Raw genomic sequence first — 18,691 nt, 5'->3', positions numbered from 1 at the left:
TATATAAATATATAACGATAACAGTAAAACGATAACGGATGGTTCTATGACGACTAACTATATTTCGCGGGCACTGCTGCCTGCGCTGATTTCTGTTGCCCTTTTTCCGGCGCAGCAGGCACTGGCAGATACCATAATTGTGACGGACAAGCCTTCTCATATCACCCCGCAAACTCAGGCCGGGGCCGGTTTTGTGGCGACCGATATTGATATGGGGCCGCTTGGTACCCGCCAGTGGCTGGATATTCCCTACAGCAGCAATACGGTCAGCGAAGCGATGATCCGTAATCAGCAAAGTAAAAGTGTCAGTGAAATGCTGAAATATCTGCCGTCTTCTCAGATGCAGGCCCGCGGCGGCATGGATGTGGGCCGTCCGCAGAGCCGGGGAATGCAGGGTAGTGTGGTGGAAAACAGCAGACTGAACGGCCTGAATATTGTCTCCACCACCGCGTTTCCGGTGGAAATGCTGGAGCGGCTGGATGCCGTGAACAGCCTGACCGGTGCAATTTACGGCCCGGCCAGCCCTTCCGGTCAGTTTAATTTTATCTCTAAACGGCCGACTCAGGATCCGCTGCACCGGGTGACGGTAGGATATCAGAACCGTAATGCTTACAGTGCACATCTGGATCTTGGCGGTCAGGTGGATGAAGAGAAGACTTTCGGCTACCGCCTGAATTTACTGGATGAAGAGGGTGAAGGTTATGTCCGGAACAGTAAAATCCGCCGTCAGCTGGCCGCTGTTGCCCTGGACTGGCAGATCCGGCCGGGAACACAGATACAGCTGGATGCCAGTCACTATCATTTTGTGACCAAAGGATTTCCCGGCAGCTTTGGTTACGGCCCGGATATTGATTTACCGAATGCGCCGGACAGCTCCAACCCTGACCTTGCACTCAATACCGCCGGTAATGACCTGACGACAGATTCCGTCAGTACCCGTTTTACCCACTATATGAATGATGACTGGTCACTGAGCGGCGGTATCGGCTATCAGCAGGCAGATCGGGCAATGCGCTCTGTTTCGTCGCAAATTCTGGACAGCAAAGGGACTATCAGCCGTTCAATCACGGATTCTCCGGCAGCCGGTCGTTTCCGTGTGCTGAGTAACAATCTCGCCCTGAACGGTCAGTTTGATACCGGCTCCGTAAACCATGATGTTGCTCTCGCCACCACCGGTTATACCTGGTCAATTTACAGTGCCAAAGAGCGGGGTAAAACCTTTCAGCTCGGCAATACCAATATGTATGACCCGTCTTCCATGACCGAACCTTCCGATGGCCGCATCAGAACCGGCGGGGAACGTTACAAAGCCAGTGAAAACCAGCAGCAGAGTATTATCATTGGTGACACTGTCACGTTTAACCCACAATGGTCTGCCATGGTGTATGTCAGTCAGAGCTGGATCACGACCCGTAACTTCGATAAGCAGGGACACAAAACTGACCGTGATCAGCAGACCGGTACCAGCCCGAATATGGCGCTGATGTACAAAATCACTCCGGATGTGATGACCTATATCAGTTATGCCGATTCTCTCCAGCCCGGGGATACCGCGCCGGATGATGATAAAGTCAAAAACCGGGGTGAAACACTCAGCCCGTACCGCAGTACACAATATGAATGGGGTATTAAAGCCAATACCGGCAATATGAACCTGAGTGCCGCAGTTTTCCGCCTCAAACGGCCGTTTGCTTATACCGATAGCGACCAGATCTTTAAAAAACAGGGCGAACAGGTAAATGACGGGCTGGAACTGACTGCCACCGGCAATGTCTGGCAGGGGCTGAATATCTACAGCGGTGTCACGTTCCTGAAAGCAGAACTGAAGGATACCGGAAACAGTAAGACTGAGGATAAACGGGTTGTAGGGGTGCCGAAAGTACAGGCAAACCTGCTGATGGAATACAGCCTGCCATCTGTTCCGCAGTGGGTATACAGTGCCAATATTCATTACACCGGCAAACGGGCAGCAAATGATACCAACACCAGCTGGGCGGACAGCTACACCACACTGGATCTCGGTGCCCGCTATACCACTCAGATAGAAAATGTACCGGTCACACTGCGGATCTCTGCGGATAACGTTACCAACGAGCATTACTGGGCGTCTATTTTCCCCGGCAACAGTAACGGTAAAAATGGCGGCGCCAATGCCTTTACCGGTGCAGGCCGTGAATTCCGGGCTACCGTATCATTTGATTTTTAGCACGGAGGCAGCGTGATGCGGCACTATTTATCAGCGTTATGCCTGTTATTTGTCAGTACCTGTGTCTTCAGTGCCCCGGCAGAAACCCCGCCGGAGCCGGCACTGCGGATAGCAACACCGTGGCCGGCGCAGAATGCGATTATTATGATGCTGGGTTACGGCAGTAATATCACCGGAACCTCGCGGGTTGCCAAACAGATCCCGCTGTTCCGTCAGATGCTGCCGCAGATTGATAATGTACCGGTCATCGGCACAACCGGCGGAAATGAGCTGAATATTGAACAAATTCTGAGTCTGAGGACAGATATTTTATTTATTCATGACGGGATCCGCGTTCCGCAGCAGGAGGTACTGACACAGGCCGGTGTTCGTGTGCTGGCTTTTAAGGCTAACAGTATGGATGCCCTGCGGGAGCGGGTAAAACTGACCGGCGAGGCGCTTGGCCCGGATGCGGCAGAGAAGGCGGCGCAATATGAGCGCTATTTCCGTGACAATATCCGCCGGGTGCAGGAACGACTGAAAAATGTTCCGGCGTCTGCCCGTCTGCGGGTGTATCACAGTATGGGAAATCCACTGTATACCTCCGGGCGGCCGTCGCTCAATCAGGACTGGATGGATCTGGCCGGCGCGGTCAATGTGGCGGGAAATTGGTTCCCTGCACACAGCAGCGCGAACGGAGAGGTATCATCAGAGCAGATTATCGCGGCTGATCCGCAGGTGATTATTGCGATGAACCGGCGGGATGCGGAATTTATTCAGCAATCGCCGCAATGGCAGTCAATTGATGCCGTGCGTAACGGGCGGATCTATACCAATCCGCGTGGTATGTTCTGGTGGTGCCGCGAAACGTCAGAGGAGGCATTGCAGTTTCTCTGGCTGGCTACAGTGCTGTACCCGGACGCCTTTGCGGATATTGATATGAGAAATGAAACAGCCACGTTTTATCAGACGTTTTATGGGATTACGCTGACACCGCAGCAGATCACGGATATTCTGCAACCGGAGTGATCCGGATATGCCGTCGCCGGTTTCCGGTGACGGCATTGTACCTCTTTTATACTTTCACAAATTCAATATGCTGCAGCAACCCGCCGCCGGAAAGGAAACGGTCCTCATGTAATGTCAGCACAATATCGCCTTCCTCAAGGTTCACCCGGGTCTCCCGGTAAATGACCGGGCCGTAATTTGACCCGGATTTATACGGTGTCAGCACCGTTTTGGTTAAATCTGTCAGATGGGTATCGGTAACAATTTTTCCGGCCTGTTCAATCCGCAACTGAGTTTCATAATCGAAACTAAGGGAATTGGTCATATAGGCATAGTACAGGCGGATATGGTACTGCCCGGCGCTTCTGACCGGCAGTGTGACCGGGTCTCCGACTCTGTCATAACTGCGGGGTTTGGCGGCGGATAAATAATTGTAGCTGCCGTTAGCAGAAGAATTTCCGGCGGTCAGGAACAGATTGCCGAGATAAACCATATGGTTTTCAGCATTAACCGGATTGGCAGCGATATCGCTGCGTTCAGAACAGACCCTGGTGGATTTTTGTTGCGCGCCGTAAGTCAGATGATCCTGAATATTGGTGTACCCGGATGTCCAGTAAATAACGGAGCGTTTGGCCTGGCTTTCCGGATCATAAAAATCATCATTTTCGGTGTAATTATTGATTTCTGCAGTCAGCACGTCTTTAAACATAATATCCGCCTGTTCCGTCAGAGTTTTGCTGTATTTTTCCAGCATATCAGAGGCATAGCCCCAACTCTTGCCGAATACCAGGGTATCGCGCAGTGTAAAGAAATAGAGCAGGCAGGACAGGGCACACACGCCGCACAGCCGGACAATACCTATTCTTTTTGCGGTATTGATGCTGAGAATGCATAAGCGGCTCATACTTGCGATGGCAATCTTATTGCGTACCACAATCAGCTGGCGCGCCTCTTCTGTCGGTGAATTCTGCCAGGAGCTGATAGCATCCTGCAGGCTTTCGGCATCTTTGCGGACGGCCTGATATTCTGATTCCAGCCATTCAGAGGTATTTTTCATCAGTGTTTCCTGAATAATACCAATAACATCCACTTCCTTTGGCTCTGTCATTTTTTTATAAACCAGTTTCAGCACCATGCTGAGAATGGTGGTGGTAATTCCCTGCGGTGAAGCGGCAGGTACGGCGAAAGAGGCGGGCGGGATCATATTCAGTGCCTGTAACGTCAGCATATGCAACTGTGGCTGGGTACTTTCTGCGGCAAGGTGAAAGGCAGAAGTCTGAGTCATAATGTTTCTCCGGCAGATAATAAACAGATAAGGGGAAATCAGTTTATGGCTGCTTATCTGCCGGTAACAGACTCATTTTTATCAGATTTATGAGAAACGCTATTACAGAGGTTTTTCCATAACCTGCGGGTGATATTCACTGACCGGGTAAACATTCAGTTCTGTTTCTGAATCCCGGGAAGCAGAAAAATGATAGCGGTACGCGGAATATCCGGCATTGCTGACATAAATAGTTACCTGCTGGTTTTACGCTTTTAAAACAGCCTGCCGGATAAATTAAACCGGAACCTGAAGGGTTTATAAAATATTATCCGTCAAATCAATAGAGTGACACTATTTTGCTGAAAAATTAGGAATTTTCCTTGTTGTGGTAAATGACTGTAGTACCTTGATATTATTCTGATTTTACAATTCAACATAAAATGACACGATAGTATTTCGTGCCCTGGTATGCTAAAACACTGTGTGCTGAAAATCAGAAAAGCAGTTTAATTGATTTTTTTTAAAAGGAAATTTTCAGATGATGTTTATCGACAGGGTTATTCACCTGGTGCTCAGTGGTATTATTATCGTAGGTGTCTATCAGTTTTATTTCTTTACGCAACGTCATATGGTCAGGCCGGTTAAAACATTTAACTCTGCACTGGATGAAAAAATTCCTTTCTGGCCCTGGTGGTCCTGGATCTACAGCTTTCTTTATTATCCGGCGATTCTCTATCTGAACTGGATTATTCAGGATTCACGTCAGTTTATCATCATCGTATTCAGCTATGTTATCCTGTTACTGATGCAGATGTTTTTCTTTGTGGTGTATCCGGTTGCCACGCCGCCGCACTGGCGTGAAATGAATACCGGGAAGAAAGCGTCCGAAAAATTCCTGCTGTTTGTGCAGAAATTCGACGATACATCCAACTGTTTCCCGAGCATGCACGTCTCTGTTGCCACATTAACCGCGCTGCTGGCCTATGCCACTCTCGGACCATGGGTATTCATGTTCCCGCTGTTAATCGCCTTATCCTGCATGTTCACCAAACAGCATTATATTATTGATTTACCGGCAGGTGCCGTACTCGGCTGGCTGGCTTATCAATGTTATGTAGTATTAATATAATACCCTCATGACTTAATTGCCGCATTCAGTGCGGCATTTTTTTGCCCGGATTCTGGTTATATTCACTGATACTGAAAAAATTCAGACTGAGCCAGGCGAGGATCATATAGATGATAAGTCCGAAAATATCGGTAAGGTAAGTTCGTCGCAAGGGCATTTGTTGAATGGAATCAACAAAAAACCTGCAAAATGCAGGTTTTTCGGTATACCTTACTATTGCTTTTTTCCGGCGGAATATCAATGCGCCATACGCGCAAATCCATCCGCCAAATCACGCTTCAGGTCATCAACATCTTCCAGCCCGATTTGCAGGCGCAGTGTCCGTCCGCCCGGATTCCACTGTGTGACGGTGCGGTATTCCGCGCAATCAAACGGCGTGATCAGGCTTTCAAAACCGCCCCAGGAATAACCCATGCCGAAGATGGAGAGGCCGTCCAGTAACCTGCCGACGTCATCCTGTGTAAATTTCGGATCCAGGACCACTGAGAACAGGCCGGAAGAGCCGGTGAAGTCACGTTTCCAGATCTCGTGCCCCGGGCAGTCTTCAAAGGCCGGATGCAGCACGCGGATCACTTCCGGACGCGATTTCAGCCAGTGTGCAATATCCAGCGCCCGTGACTGCGCTTCTTTCAGGCGGATTGACAGGGTACGCAGCCCGCGCAGTGCCAGGAAGCAATCTTCCGCGCCCGGCAGCATTGCCATCAGATCATAGGTTTCCCGCAGTTTCGGCCACCATTCCGCGTTGGCGGAGACAATTCCCATCAGCAGATCGGAATGACCGCCCAGATATTTGGTACCGGCCTCAAGGGAGAGGTCGCAGCCCATATCATGCGCCCGGAAAAACAGCGGGGTTGCCCAGGTATTATCAATAATCGTCGCGATATTGTATTTTTTCGCCACTGCCGTAATGGCCGGAACATCCTGAACCTCAAAGCTCTGCGATCCCGGGGACTCCAGAAAAATCGTGCTGGTGTTGCTTTTTATCAGAGATTCAATGTCACCGCCGATCATCGGGTCGTAATAGGTGATGGTGATCCCCATTTTTTCCAGCAGACCACGGCAGAAATTGCGGGTCGGACGATAAACACTGTCCGGCATCAGCAGGTTATCGCCGCTTTTCAGTGTGGTCAGCAGCGCCAGCACAATGGCGCCCAGCCCGGATGGTGACAGCACGGTTCCTTCGGCGCCCGCAAGGGCGCTCCAGGATTGCTCGAGGTTCTTAATGGTCGGCGTGCCCGCAGTGCCGTAGTTAAACTCAGCCCGGTTATTGAGCAGGGCATCCATAGTCGGGAAAACCACGGTAGATCCCCGGTAAACCGGAGCATTAACAAAACCGGACTGAGACGCCGGGTCGCGTCCCAGCTGCGTTATCTGTGTATCAATATGAAAATCTGAAACGGTTTTTTTAGTCATAACATCCTCACGCGTAATACGTCATTATTCATTTACAGCGTTATTCGAAAAACTTAAAGAACGGAGAGAGACACAACAGCACGCCGAAGAAGATAATAAACCAGACTGTTGCACCTTTGAATTTATGTAAGACCGGCACGCGGTAAACCAGATAGCACGGGATCAGGCAGGAAACCACGCCGAATAACGGCCCGCCGAGCTGCATAAAGAACAGAATTGAGAAGCGGGTGGAGACCCAGAACCACAGGGACAGGATCACCCCGATACATACACCGTAATGCAGTACGGTCTGATTAATGCGCTCCTGCGGCATAAAGCGGGTCAGGATATTCACCACAATACCTTTAATCGCTTCCTGGAAACCCAGATAAATACCGAGAAACGCGGTCAGAATCGCGAAAATATTCAGCATTGCGGTCATGACTTTAACAACGGAGCCCGGAATTACCTGTGCGGCAATTGCCAGTGCCGAGATATTCTGCTCAAACGCTGAGACGGCCTGGTCGTGGCTTATCGAGAACGTAAACGAGAAGGCAAAGAACAGAACAGCAACGGCCAGAATAATATACGCCACCCGGTTTGCCCGTACCGCGCGGTAAGTTGCGACACGCTTGTCTTTTTCCAGTCTGCGGTAGGCAATGTTCATCGGGCTTAAAATCTGCACGAACAGAATGGAGAACAGGGTAAACGGCAGTGTCAGAAACACATCCCGCAGGAACGGCAGGAAGTCCGGGAACGCGCTGATATTGGCAAAGTTCCAGTAAGGCACCATTACAATCCCGAGTAATACGATAATCCCGAATTTCACTATTACCATCGGGCCGGAGACTTTAAATAACAGGCGCTCCCCCTGTGCGGCGATAGCCACCAGAACTGTCAGGATAATCAGCCCGTACCACACCGAATCGGATAACAGTCCTTCCGTTAAACCGAATGTTTTGATGTAGGAGGCACTGTCAAAGGTCACGGCGAGTGAATAGGAAAACATGCCGTGCAGCAGCATCAGGAAATAGGCGATACCAAGGGCAACCCCCCAGTTTTTCCCCAGATACTGCGTGATAACGCTGGCATAGTCTTCACATTCTTCCGATTCTGATAATGTCCTCAGATATAAATTCTGCAGCCAGTAAATCGCCGGATATGACAATAATGTGGCGGCAATAAATACCCAGATGCCTTTAATACCAATCTGAACCGGCATAAAAACAATCCCGGAACCGATCGCCATCCCGATACATAATACAACCCACCCGGCATCATATTTGGTAAAGGGTATCTTTTTTAAATCACTATTTGCATTTGCACCTGTCTGAATGCTGTCTTGCATAGTCAATTCCTCAACGTTATAGATTTAATTATTTAAAAAGTCAGGAACAACGTGAATATATTTATGTTGTATGGATACAGTGTTATAAAGCCATTGTTATAGTAAAGGGTAACACGCAGGCTGAACAGGGTACGACTATGCTAATAAATAAAAACACTTTTGCGTTTAAAGCAAAAATTGACAGCTACGCGATTTTTCGCCATCTGGAGCTGTTTATCAAAATTGTGGAGTGCAACAGTTTCAGCGGTGCGGCACGAAAACTCAATGTAACACCGTCGTCTGTCAGCCGTGGCTTACAGCAGCTGGAAGAGCAGCTCGGTGTGGTTCTGCTGAAACGAACCACCCGCAATTTTATCCTGACTGAAGCCGGACGTTATTTATTGCAGAGGGCGCAACAGTTACTGACAGATCTCGATGACTCATTAGTGAATACGGCGAGTTTTTATCAGCATGCACAGGGACAGCTAAAAATAACCTGTTCAATTGCCTTCGGCGTCTGCCATTTAATGCGGCTTTACAGCGAATACCGGGAAATAAATCCGCAGGTCAGCTTATCCGTTGATCTGAACGATGCATTAATTAATTTAAATGAAACTGACTTTGATATTGCATTGCGTATTACCAGTCATCCGCCGGAAAATTTTGCATTACGGAAACTATGCAATATAAATTGGATCTATTGCGGCAGCCGTCATTATTTTGAACAAAACGGGATCCCGCAGTCACCGGCGGATATTGCCCGGCACAATTGTTTAATTAATCCGAATATCCCGGACACCTGGCGGATGAATGATAAAGACGGTGTAGCCTATCCGCTGGCGATCAACAATATGATTGAGGTCAACAGCAGCCTGGGATTACTGGAGGCGGCGCGCTGTCATCAGGGGATTGTCTGCCTGCCGACCTATATGCTGGGAAACTATATTGATAACGGTGAATTATTGCCGGTATTACTGGATTACAATCCGAAAACCACGCCGTTCGCGCTCTATGCACTTTACAGCCCGGCGCACACCCATGCCCCGAAAATCCGCACCTTTATTGATTTCCTGGCGGATAAGCTGCCGCTTGACCCGCCGTGGGACAGCTGGATGCATCAGGACAGAGCAGGGAGTTCCCCGGCATAAACATAATAGGTTTCAGTCACGTCATGGCCGCCCCAGTCATAGGCTTGCGCGGCGATACGCTGTAATCCTTTGTGTTCATAAAAACCGAAATCGGAATCACTGTCTGTCCAGAGGAAATAACGGGCGGATTGTTTTTCCCGCAGATAATCCATCGCCAGCTGCCAGAGCCGGTTACCGATACCGTGTCCGCGGAAGCGGGCATCTATCATAAACAAATTCAGAGAGGCATCGAAATTCCCGTCACAGGAAGCCAGCAGATTTCCGTTGATAATCAGCGTATTCAGATACATATCAAACAGGGTTTCTTCCTGCGGGTCACGGGCGATAATATTTTTCAGGGCAGAATACTGACGGGTTTTGGCGTGGACTTTCTCCCGCAAATCGGCAGATACCGTGACCGCCATAATACCGGCGATGGTATCGCCATCCCGCACCACAAAAATTCGTGATGAGGTCAGAATGACATCATCCAGCAAAAATTCCGCCATCGGCAGAACTTTCTCTTTCGGGATCCAACTACGGTAATCCCAGGTGGTGATAATTAATTCATTAATTTGTGCGATATCTGCATCAGATATTGTGTGTAATTCGCTGTAACTCAGTGCCTGAGTGTCACTCATGCAACCCGCCTTGTTTGTGGATTATCTGCGGCAGATTATATCGTCAGCATTAATATGCCTGCAAATAATGCTGGCAGTTTTGCCATTGCCGGAGGCGGATAAAGCGATTAGAGTGTTCTGCAAACCCGCAATTTTGCTGACATCCGGTGAACTATGACTTCCGAACAGAGCACTGTCCGTATTATTGATACCATCACGCTTTCCGATAACTGGTATATCCTCAAAAAATATGTCGTTGATTATCTGCGCCGCGACGGCACCCGCCAGCGTCTGGAGCGGGAGGTCTATGACCGCGGTAACGGTGCGGTTATTCTGCTGTATAACCGCCAGAAAAACAGCGTCATTCTGATCCGTCAGTTCCGTTTGCCGGTGTATGTCAACGGCCATGACGGCTTTCTGATTGAAGCGGCCGCCGGTCTGCTGGAAGAGCAGGATCCGGTATCCCGCATCAAAGCGGAAGCAGAGGAAGAGACTGGTTTTCGCATTACCGATGTTGAAAAAGTCTTTGAAGCCTTTATGAGCCCGGGAGCTGTCACCGAGAAACTTTATTTTTTTATTGCCGAATACGAAGACAATAACCGGCAGACGGCCGGTGGCGGTCTGCCGGAAGAGGGCGAAGATGTGGAAGTGCTGGAAATGCCGTTCCCGCAGGCTCTCGCAGCGATCAAAAGCGGTGAAATAAATGATGGCAAAACGATTATGTTGTTACAGCATCTGGCGTTGTCGGGGAGAATGGCATGACGGACGAAGAAAAAGAACAGAAAGAAGCACAGTTAATCCGTGATTTTCTGACAAATGCAACGCCGGAACAGCGGCACTTGTTTATCGCCCGGTCTAATTATGACAGTAATTATGATGCACTGAACGAACTGGCGGCGGATCCGCAACTGGATCGGGCATCCGCACTGCTGATGTACTGGTCTTTGGGTGCTGCCTGGTATGTGCAGTATGGCCATGATGATGATGTACCGGACTATTCACGGCAAACACTGGCATTGATCCGGTTAATTGAAACCCGCTATTCTGCGGGGTTTTATGCCGATCATGGTATCTGGTTTGACCCGATGCAGTCAGAAGGCGGACGGCCGGATGACTACCCGGACCTGCCGGTCAGGCGGCCTGTGCCTGACACCATGCTGATCGCCGCACCCGGTGATGTGTATGTTGATTTGGATGATGAGGCTTATGATGACGGTTTACCATTACCGCTGGCAGAGCAGTTGTATGCACTCTATGAATAGCATTTGCTGATGAAAATCAACCTGAATCATGTCCCGGTTACTATCCGCAGCCAGGTTGCATAATATGCCGTTACTTAATGGTGATGCGGCAGTGATATTTGACGCCGTTCCGCAGACCGATCTGAAACGGGCATTTTCCGCGACACTTGCACAATGGAACACACCGGAGGATTGGGAAAATGATGAGTGCAATATCATTCTGGCTTTGTCGCGCATTGCTTATACTCTGACAACCTGGCACATTGCATCCAAAGCAGACGCTGCGGCGTGGCTGGCTGAATCAATTTCCGATCCGCAACTGCAGCAACTGTTGCAGGCAGCAAAGCATAGCTATCTGACCGGTGAATCATTTCCGGTTTCTGATAAACAGGCAATCAGCTGTTGCATTCTTTCTCTGCGGGCTTTATGTGACGAAAAATTATCATGAAAACAACAAAATACCTCCCGCTGATTTTGTCTCTGCTATTGCCGTTATCAGCGGTTGCTGCACAATTATCACCGGAAAATGTGGTATTGGATTTCTACCGTCTCAATTTGCAGGATCCGCCTTCTGATGGTTATGCAAAAAGCCAGGATTTGTATGTCAGTCCGGCGTTGCAGGAAAGCATCAGTGAATCCCTCAGTTGTAATTTCGATGGTCCGGGCACTGATCAGGCGTTCTGCGACCAGCCGCGTCCCTGCAAAGAAACCGAATATAGTTATATCTGTCTGTGGGGAGAGCATTGGGTGGAAAATGATGTCAATTATTACACCAAGTCACAGGATTACCCGGATTCGTGGATGACAGAGCGCGCGGCACATACTGAATCACAAACCCCGGATACTGCCACAGTGCGCATCACACTGGGTAAAGCACCGGAGCCGCTGCGGTCATTCCGGGTAAAACTGATTCAGCAAAACGGACAGTGGAAAATTGATAGTATTGTGATGCTTGAGTGATGCTTGAGTGAGGCTGTGGGGTTATACCCGGCAGGCTTATATTCATTCAGGTTCAGACAGCATTACAACAGGGAAAATGCCGGGGAAAAATTGCTTCATACTTAACACCCGTTCTTCCTTCTGGTATTAATGAGCGCAGATCTTTTCCCTTCTTTCAAACCGGGTGTAAACTGGCAGAAATGCAGATTGCATGAGGTCAGTCCGTCTGCGGGCATCCGGCATATTATTCCGGTTATGGTACTATAAAAACAGGAGCCGCACGCGGGGTACAGACGGGTACTGCCGTGAAGTGGTCACAGGATATTATGGCTTTACGGGAAAAAGACAATGCCATCGCCATTACCGGCCTGGTCATTTTAACACTGATCTGGAGTTACAGCTGGATCGCTATGAAGCAGGTCACGCACTATATTGGTGCGTTTGACTTTACGGCGATGCGCTGTGTATTCAGCGCCATTATGTTATTACTGGTGCTGTATATCCGCGAACGCGCGATGGGGCGGAAAATCCGCTTTACGCCATTCCGCTACACGCTGGGGATAGCCGTCCTTCAGACCTGCGGTATGGTCGGGCTGGCACAATGGGCGCTGGTCAGCGGCGGTGCGGGGAAGGTGGCGATCCTCAGTTATACCATGCCGTTCTGGGTGGTGATTATGGCAGCAGTATTGCTCGGTGAGCGGATGCGCCGCCTCCAGTATGCGGCTATTTCAGTTGCCGGTGCAGGGCTATTGTGTGTGATCCAGCCCTGGACGCTCGATTTCGCCTCTATGAAAAGTGCCTTTCTGGCCGTGGCATCCGGTATCAGCTGGGGGGCGAGCGCGATTGTGGCGAAAAAACTCTACAGCCGCTATCCGCAGGTGGATTTACTCTCTCTAACCACCTGGCAGATGGTGTATGCCGCAATTATTATGACCGTGGTGGCGCTGCTGGTACCGCAGCGCACGATTGACTGGCAGCCCTATGTCTTCTGGGCACTGAGTTACAGCGCTATTCTGGCGACCGCCGTTGCCTGGAGTTTATGGCTGTTTGTGCTGAGAAAATTACCGGCGGGGATTGCCAGTCTGAGCACACTGGCGGTGCCGGTCTGCGGTGTGCTGTTCTCATGGTGGCTGCTGGGTGAGGAGCCGGGCAGCACAGAAACGGCAGGGATCGTGATGATTGTGCTGGCACTGGCGGTGATAAGTATTAAACGGCCGAAAAAAACTGCCTGACATCCGCGGCAGACTCTGCTAAAACAGAATCACTGAAATGATGATTATTTCAATAAGGTTAATACCATGAATTTATACAGCGCATCCGGCATGATTATTATCTCCGCACCATAGCGGGGGATGTGCTGTATTCAGAACCCGCCGCCTGAGCGGGTTTTTTATTGCTCTCTCAGCGGCATAACAGACAGGGAGCAATCATGTCAGAAACACAATCTTCCGCCACACTGCATTTCCTCTGCGGCAAAATCGCCTCAGGGAAATCGACACTGGCACAACAATTAGTCCGCGGACAACAGGCCGTTCTGCTGTCTGAAGATACCTGGCTGGCGGCACTGTATCCGGGACAAATCACACAGCTGGCTGATTATATTGAAAAAAGCCGTCTGCTGAAATCCGCCCTGGAGCTGCATCTGGTGACGTTATTACAAAAAGGAATAACACTGGTACTGGATTTTCCGGCGAATACCCCGGAACAACGCCAGTGGCTGAAAGGACTGGCAGAGCAGGCCGGATGCAGCTATTGCTGTCATGTGCTGAATGTGAGTGATGAAGAGTGTAAACGGCGCCTGGCCGCAAGGAATCTGAGCGGGGAAAACCCGTTTGCCACCTCAGCGGAGCAGTTTGATCTGATTACTGCACACTTCAGTTATCCGTCAGAAGAAGAAGGGCTGGTCATCAGCGGCCGGTGAACCGCTTAAGCTGGTCGGCCAGCAGGGTTTTGACCAGCCAGATGGCTTCTTCACAGACTTTTGCTTTCAGCGCCGGGTCAGCAAACATCATCAGGCACAGTGACTCGGTTGCACCGAAAATCATCACAGAAGTCCATTCCGGGATCCGGAAATTATCCGGCAGCCAGCGCTGCAGTGCACGTTGCAGGATCTGGCAGAAAAAATCCTGCACTTCGCGGCTGATCCCCGCATATTCAGGATAGGCTTTCAGTGCCGCCACGGTGGCATTGAAGGCTTCCCCGTCATCCGCCATCACATCAAAATAGGTCGTGATAAAGACAGAAACGGCCTGATCGAGGTCCGCTATCGGCTGTTCCATCCCGGTATTCATCCGTTCAGTCAGAACATCATCACTGTATTTAAACAGCGCGTGCAGCAAAGACTTGCGGTTGCCGAAATGTTTGTAGGTTACCGGCTTGGTCACGCCCGCCTTTTCCGCAAGGGTAATGAGGGTCAGGGCATCGGTGCCTTCCGCCAGGATAATGCTGTTGGCGACATTGAGCAGCTGTATCTGGCGCTCGTCGCGCTGTAAACGTCCGGACAAATCTGCCTCCTCATTGATATTAAAGTCGTTCTGTCTGCCGGAAAGTGTATCACAGAGTTCCCGGTCGCGGTCAGCTGGCAGAAAAGATCGAAAAAAGATCGGAAAGGTGTTTACAAGTTACCAAAGGTAACATATAACTATACCAAAGGTAACTTATAAACGTTTCACCTGCAACCAGAAATCAGTGAGGATGTACCATGCCGTGGATTTTATTAATTACTGCCGGATTATTTGAAGTCGTCTGGGCATTTACCATGAAACAATCAGAGGGTTTCACCAAACTGGGGCCGTCAGTGATCACCATTATTGCCATGCTGATAAGCTTCGGGCTGCTGGCAATGGCCATGCGGGCACTGCCGCTGGGGACGGCTTACACCATCTGGACCGGGATTGGCGCTATCGGTGCCTTTATCGTCGGGATTGTGGTGCTGGGAGAACCGGCAAACATGATGCGGATTATCGCAGGGGTATTAATTATCTCCGGGCTGGTGATGATGAAATTAGCCAGCCCGGCATAAAAGATTCAGTACTGTGTTGCTTGCCGGCAGATATTGCCGGCTTTTTTGTTACAACAGGGGCAGTTCCCGCGCCGGGATCACATCTTTCATTACCAGGGTGGAGGTCAGGCGCTGAACCCCCGGCATGGCGGCCAGGCGGCTGTCATATAATTTCTGAAAGGCATCGATATCTTTGACCACAACGGTCAGCATATAGTCCGGATCGCCAAACAGCCGTTTGGCTTCGATAATCTGCGGAATATCCGCCACCGCTGTCTCAAATTTGCTCATACTTTCCTGGTTGCCGTCTTTCATAGTGACAAACACCAGTGCGGAAAAATTCAGCCCCAGCACGCGCGGATCAAGCTGTGCGCGGTAATCGCAGATAGCTCCGGATTGCTCCAGTGCTTTCAGCCGCCGGTGGCAGGGGGATAAACTCAGACCCACGCGATCTGCCAGCTCAGTGACAGTTAATCGCCCGTCGAGTTGTAATTCAGAAAGAATCTTCCTGTCAAAGCTGTCCATTGATGATTTTCTCCCTCAAATAAGGTAAATCAGGGTCTGATTAGCAAGCACATTCTACCCGAATACAGATATTCTTCCTATCAGTTTCCGGTACAGGACAGAGGTATGCGGGAACTGGTTTCTGAAAAATGTCAGATATGCCGGCAACCGCCCCCGCCGGGTCTGACGAAAACAAAAAGCCCCGTTTCATGGCTCTGAAACGGGGCTTTTCTTATTGGCAGAACGGAAATCAGTTGTTTTCTGATTCAATACCGCGGCTGCGCAGGTACTCATCGTAACTGCCGGTAAAGTCAGTGACTTTCTCCGGTGTGATTTCGATGATGCGGGTCGCCAGGGAACTGACGAACTCACGGTCATGGGAAACAAACACTAATGTTCCCTGATATAACTCCAGCGCCATATTCAGGGATTCAATGGATTCCATGTCGAGGTGGTTGGTCGGTTCATCCATAATCAGAATGTTTGGTTTGGTCATCATTAACTTACCAAATAACATCCGGCCTTTTTCACCCCCGGATAACACCTGTACGGATTTTTTAATGTCATCCTGGGAGAACAGCAGGCGGCCCAATACACTACGGACTGATTGCTCATCATCACCCGGCTGCATCCACAGGCTCATCCAGTCAAAAACCGTCATATCAACTTCAAAATCGGTGGCGTGATCCTGCGCGTAGTAACCGATATTGGCGTTTTCAGACCACTTATAACGACCGGTATCCGGTGTCAGCTCACCGACCAGGGTTTTCAGGAAGGTGGATTTACCCACACCGTTCATACCCAGAACCGCGACTTTTTCACCCACTTCCATCATCATATTGACGTTTTTGAACAGCGGGGCGTTACCGTCATAACCTTTGGACAGGTTTTCCACTTCCAGCGCATTACGGAATAATTTTTTATCCTGCTCAAAACGGATAAACGGGTTCTGACGGCTGGACGCTTTAATCTCGGTCAGCTGAATTTTTTCAATCTGTTTGGCGCGGGAAGTCGCCTGACGGGACTTGGAGGCATTTGCGCTGAAACGGCTGACAAATGACTGCAATTCACTGATTTGTGCTTTCTTCTTCGCGTTATCCGCTAACAGACGTTCGCGCGCCTGAGTGGCGGCAAACATATATTCATCGTAGTTGCCCGGATGCACATTCAGGCTGCCGTAGTCCAGATCGGCCATGTGCGTGCACACCATATTCAGGAAGTGGCGGTCATGGGAAATGATGATCATGGTGCTGTTGCGCGCATTCAGCGTCTGCTCCAGCCAGCGGATGGTGTCGATATCCAGGTTGTTGGTCGGTTCGTCGAGCAGCAGAATATCCGGGTCCGCAAACAACGCCTGTGCCAGCAGCACACGCAGTTTCCAGCCGGGTGCGATTTCACTCATCGGGCCGTTATGCTGTTCCAGCGGGATCCCCACACCCAGCAGTAATTCACCGGCGCGGGATTCCACGGTGTAGCCGTCCATTTCAGCAAACTGCACTTCGAGATCCGCCACGCGCATACCGTCTTCTTCGCTCATGTCCGGCAGGCTGTAGATGCGGTCACGCTCCTGTTTGACTTCCCACAGTTCGGTGTGACCCATAATGACTGTGTCGAGCACAGAAAATTCTTCATAGGCGAACTGATCCTGTTTCAGTTTACCCAGACGTTCGTTCGGGTCGAGAAACACGTTGCCGCTGCTTGGCGCCAGATCACCGCCGAGAATTTTCATAAACGTGGATTTACCGCTGCCGTTTGCGCCGATCAGGCCATAGCGGTTACCGCCGCCGAATTTGACAGAGATATTTTCAAACAGCGGCTTGGCGCCGAACTGCATCGTAATATTGTTGCTGATTAACAAGACGAATACTCATAAGTTAAAGGAGAAAATAAACGGCGGGCATTATGCCACAGATGGGCGGCGAGGCACAGATGTATAAAAAAAGGGCGGTAACCCGGCAGGCCACCGCAGTACATATTATTGTGAGTTCGGATCCATGGCATAGATTTCACCGGATTCATCTTCCGGTAGTCCGTAATTCAGAACATCATAGATCCCCAAATCGGTTTTACAGACCTTTTTATTGATGACTTTATCGCCTTTATAGACTGCCAGGCCGGTAAATTCCCAGCCGCGGCCCATTCCGCTGTATACCACATAGTTAAACGGGCCGTTTTCAAAGCGGATATACGCCGAACCACCGCCGCTAAACATGGTTTGTCCGACATAAACACCATTTTTCGCATTGCCTTTTACCGGCAGGGTAATTTCCGGCTTTGCCAGCGTCCCGTAGCGGTATGCCGGCGTTTTACCTTTTTCCACCACCACACTGACATATTTATTATTTTCCAGCTGACAGGTAAACTCCTGAGCCAGCGCGGGGGCTGATAACAGCCCGGTTACGATCATCCCGGTAAGATGCTTTTTCATTTTTCTGCCTTTACAGGTTATTGCCCGGAGTTCGGTGTGTTATTAATTGTTGTGACCGGCTATTTATTAGCACAAAAATGAATTTATTTCCGGTTTTCCGGAGCAGGATAAGTATATATGCCATGGACTTTTGCACATCCGGCGATTGTTTTTCCCCTGAAACAATCCCGTTACGGGCGGTGGCTGAATCTGCCCGCGCTCATTACGGGCAGTGTATCGCCGGATTTGCTGTACTCTTCCGGGATGTACCGCGCAGCGGATGAGGCGCACCATTTTACCAGCTGGTTTTATACCGGACTGCCGGTGTGTCTGGCAGTTCTGGCGGCACTGTGTACGGCGCCGCTGGCGTACCGTCTGGCGCAGACAGCAACCGGTGTTCATATAAATCGTTTTGTCTTTTATGAATTGTCGTTTTCTATCTCATTTTTTGCCGGTTTTGTTGCTCTGGCGGCACTTTTTCAGGTTATCAGAAAGCGTTAATGCGTTATGATCGCGGATTAAATTTTGCAGTACAGAGGAAAGT

Annotated in this window: 20 protein-coding genes; 12 read left to right on the top strand and 8 right to left on the bottom strand. The window is 49.9% G+C overall.

The features are described 5' to 3' along the window. Positions 1-46 precede the first annotated feature (46 nt). Both GN208_RS06260 and GN208_RS06255 read left to right on the top strand, forming a co-directional pair. Positions 47-2,206 (top strand): TonB-dependent siderophore receptor, encoded by a 2,160-nt coding sequence (locus tag GN208_RS06260; protein WP_004237621.1) that lies wholly within the window; start codon positions 47-49, stop codon positions 2,204-2,206. A 15-nt stretch (positions 2,207-2,221) separates the two neighbouring features. After that, positions 2,222-3,214, top strand: a complete 993-nt coding sequence (locus tag GN208_RS06255) for an ABC transporter substrate-binding protein (protein ID WP_004237620.1) — start codon at positions 2,222-2,224, stop codon at positions 3,212-3,214. 46 nt (positions 3,215-3,260) lie between these two features. Here the strand turns inward: GN208_RS06255 and GN208_RS06250 are convergent, their stop codons facing one another. Beyond that, entirely contained in the window at positions 3,261-4,478 is a 1,218-nt protein-coding gene (locus GN208_RS06250) for a hypothetical protein (RefSeq protein ID WP_243828315.1), read from the bottom strand. Positions 4,479-4,998: 520 nt separating this feature from the next. Here GN208_RS06250 and GN208_RS06245 point away from each other — a divergent pair. Beyond that, positions 4,999-5,589: a phosphatase PAP2 family protein gene (locus GN208_RS06245; protein WP_004237617.1), complete on the top strand. Its 591-nt coding sequence runs from the start codon at positions 4,999-5,001 to the stop codon at positions 5,587-5,589. 237 nt (positions 5,590-5,826) lie between these two features. Here GN208_RS06245 and metC read toward each other — a convergent pair whose 3' ends face one another. Both metC and GN208_RS06235 read right to left on the bottom strand, forming a co-directional pair. Then, entirely contained in the window at positions 5,827-7,002 is a 1,176-nt protein-coding gene (gene metC / locus GN208_RS06240; RefSeq protein WP_004237615.1) for a cystathionine beta-lyase, read from the bottom strand. 40 nt (positions 7,003-7,042) lie between these two features. Next, positions 7,043-8,329, bottom strand: coding sequence for an amino acid permease (locus tag GN208_RS06235; RefSeq protein ID WP_004237614.1), 1,287 nt, complete (start codon positions 8,327-8,329; stop codon positions 7,043-7,045). Between the two features lie 137 nt (positions 8,330-8,466). Between GN208_RS06235 and GN208_RS06230 the strand changes: the two genes are divergently transcribed. Continuing rightward, on the top strand, positions 8,467-9,456 hold the full coding sequence (locus GN208_RS06230) for a LysR family transcriptional regulator (protein ID WP_004237610.1): 990 nt from the start codon (positions 8,467-8,469) through the stop codon (positions 9,454-9,456). On the opposite strand, the gene GN208_RS06225 is transcribed toward GN208_RS06230, so the two are convergent. Beyond that, positions 9,426-10,076 carry a GNAT family N-acetyltransferase gene (locus GN208_RS06225; RefSeq protein ID WP_015422709.1) on the bottom strand — a complete coding sequence of 217 codons (651 nt, stop codon included), beginning with the start codon at positions 10,074-10,076 and terminating at the stop codon, positions 9,426-9,428. The genes GN208_RS06230 and GN208_RS06225 overlap by 31 nt on opposite strands. Before the next feature lie 153 nt (positions 10,077-10,229). Between GN208_RS06225 and GN208_RS06220 the strand changes: the two genes are divergently transcribed. The 6 genes from GN208_RS06220 (at position 10,230) to GN208_RS06195 (ending at position 14,156) form a co-directional block, all read left to right on the top strand. Beyond that, a complete protein-coding gene (locus GN208_RS06220; RefSeq protein ID WP_004237608.1) occupies positions 10,230-10,817 on the top strand; it encodes an NUDIX domain-containing protein in 588 nt (195 codons plus the stop codon). Beyond that, positions 10,814-11,317 carry a DUF4274 domain-containing protein gene (locus GN208_RS06215; protein ID WP_004237607.1) on the top strand — a complete coding sequence of 168 codons (504 nt, stop codon included), beginning with the start codon at positions 10,814-10,816 and terminating at the stop codon, positions 11,315-11,317. The genes GN208_RS06220 and GN208_RS06215 overlap by 4 nt, the downstream gene beginning before the upstream one ends. 64 nt (positions 11,318-11,381) lie before the next feature. Further along, positions 11,382-11,744, top strand: coding sequence for an aminoglycoside adenylyltransferase domain-containing protein (locus tag GN208_RS06210; RefSeq protein ID WP_004237606.1), 363 nt, complete (start codon positions 11,382-11,384; stop codon positions 11,742-11,744). Continuing rightward, the gene (locus GN208_RS06205; RefSeq protein WP_004237605.1) at positions 11,741-12,256 is read left to right on the top strand and encodes a DUF3828 domain-containing protein; all 516 of its coding nucleotides are present in this window, start codon (positions 11,741-11,743) and stop codon (positions 12,254-12,256) included. The genes GN208_RS06210 and GN208_RS06205 overlap by 4 nt, the downstream gene beginning before the upstream one ends. Positions 12,257-12,561: 305 nt before the next feature. Then, on the top strand, positions 12,562-13,467 hold the full coding sequence (locus GN208_RS06200; RefSeq protein WP_004237604.1) for a DMT family transporter: 906 nt from the start codon (positions 12,562-12,564) through the stop codon (positions 13,465-13,467). A 197-nt stretch (positions 13,468-13,664) separates the two neighbouring features. Further along, positions 13,665-14,156 carry an ATP-binding protein gene (locus GN208_RS06195; protein ID WP_004237603.1) on the top strand — a complete coding sequence of 164 codons (492 nt, stop codon included), beginning with the start codon at positions 13,665-13,667 and terminating at the stop codon, positions 14,154-14,156. Here the strand turns inward: GN208_RS06195 and GN208_RS06190 are convergent. Beyond that, on the bottom strand, positions 14,143-14,739 hold the full coding sequence (locus GN208_RS06190) for a TetR/AcrR family transcriptional regulator (RefSeq protein WP_004237602.1): 597 nt from the start codon (positions 14,737-14,739) through the stop codon (positions 14,143-14,145). The genes GN208_RS06195 and GN208_RS06190 overlap by 14 nt on opposite strands. 197 nt (positions 14,740-14,936) lie before the next feature. Here GN208_RS06190 and sugE point away from each other — a divergent pair, with 197 nt between their 5' ends. Further along, entirely contained in the window at positions 14,937-15,257 is a 321-nt protein-coding gene (sugE, locus tag GN208_RS06185; RefSeq protein ID WP_004237601.1) for a quaternary ammonium compound efflux SMR transporter SugE, read from the top strand. 48 nt (positions 15,258-15,305) lie between these two features. Here sugE and GN208_RS06180 read toward each other — a convergent pair whose 3' ends face one another. The 3 genes from GN208_RS06180 to GN208_RS06170 all read right to left on the bottom strand — a co-directional run bounded on the left by GN208_RS06180 (position 15,306) and on the right by GN208_RS06170 (position 18,168). Beyond that, the gene (locus tag GN208_RS06180) at positions 15,306-15,761 is read right to left on the bottom strand and encodes an Lrp/AsnC family transcriptional regulator (RefSeq protein WP_004237600.1); all 456 of its coding nucleotides are present in this window, start codon (positions 15,759-15,761) and stop codon (positions 15,306-15,308) included. A gap of 229 nt (positions 15,762-15,990) precedes the next feature. Beyond that, positions 15,991-17,598 (bottom strand): ABC-F family ATPase, encoded by a 1,608-nt coding sequence (locus GN208_RS06175; protein WP_071592711.1) that lies wholly within the window; start codon positions 17,596-17,598, stop codon positions 15,991-15,993. A gap of 117 nt (positions 17,599-17,715) precedes the next feature. Then, on the bottom strand, positions 17,716-18,168 hold the full coding sequence (locus tag GN208_RS06170) for a hypothetical protein (protein ID WP_004237597.1): 453 nt from the start codon (positions 18,166-18,168) through the stop codon (positions 17,716-17,718). Between the two features lie 117 nt (positions 18,169-18,285). On the opposite strand from GN208_RS06170, the gene GN208_RS06165 reads away from it, so the two are divergent. Further along, entirely contained in the window at positions 18,286-18,648 is a 363-nt protein-coding gene (locus tag GN208_RS06165; protein WP_004237596.1) for a DUF4184 family protein, read from the top strand. Positions 18,649-18,691: the final 43 nt, after the last annotated feature.

The sequence above is a fragment of the Morganella sp. HSTU-ASny43 genome, from assembly GCF_022819185.1.
GTDB lineage: Bacteria > Pseudomonadota > Gammaproteobacteria > Enterobacterales > Enterobacteriaceae > Morganella > Morganella morganii.
This window is presented reverse-complemented; position numbering and strand designations above follow the sequence as displayed.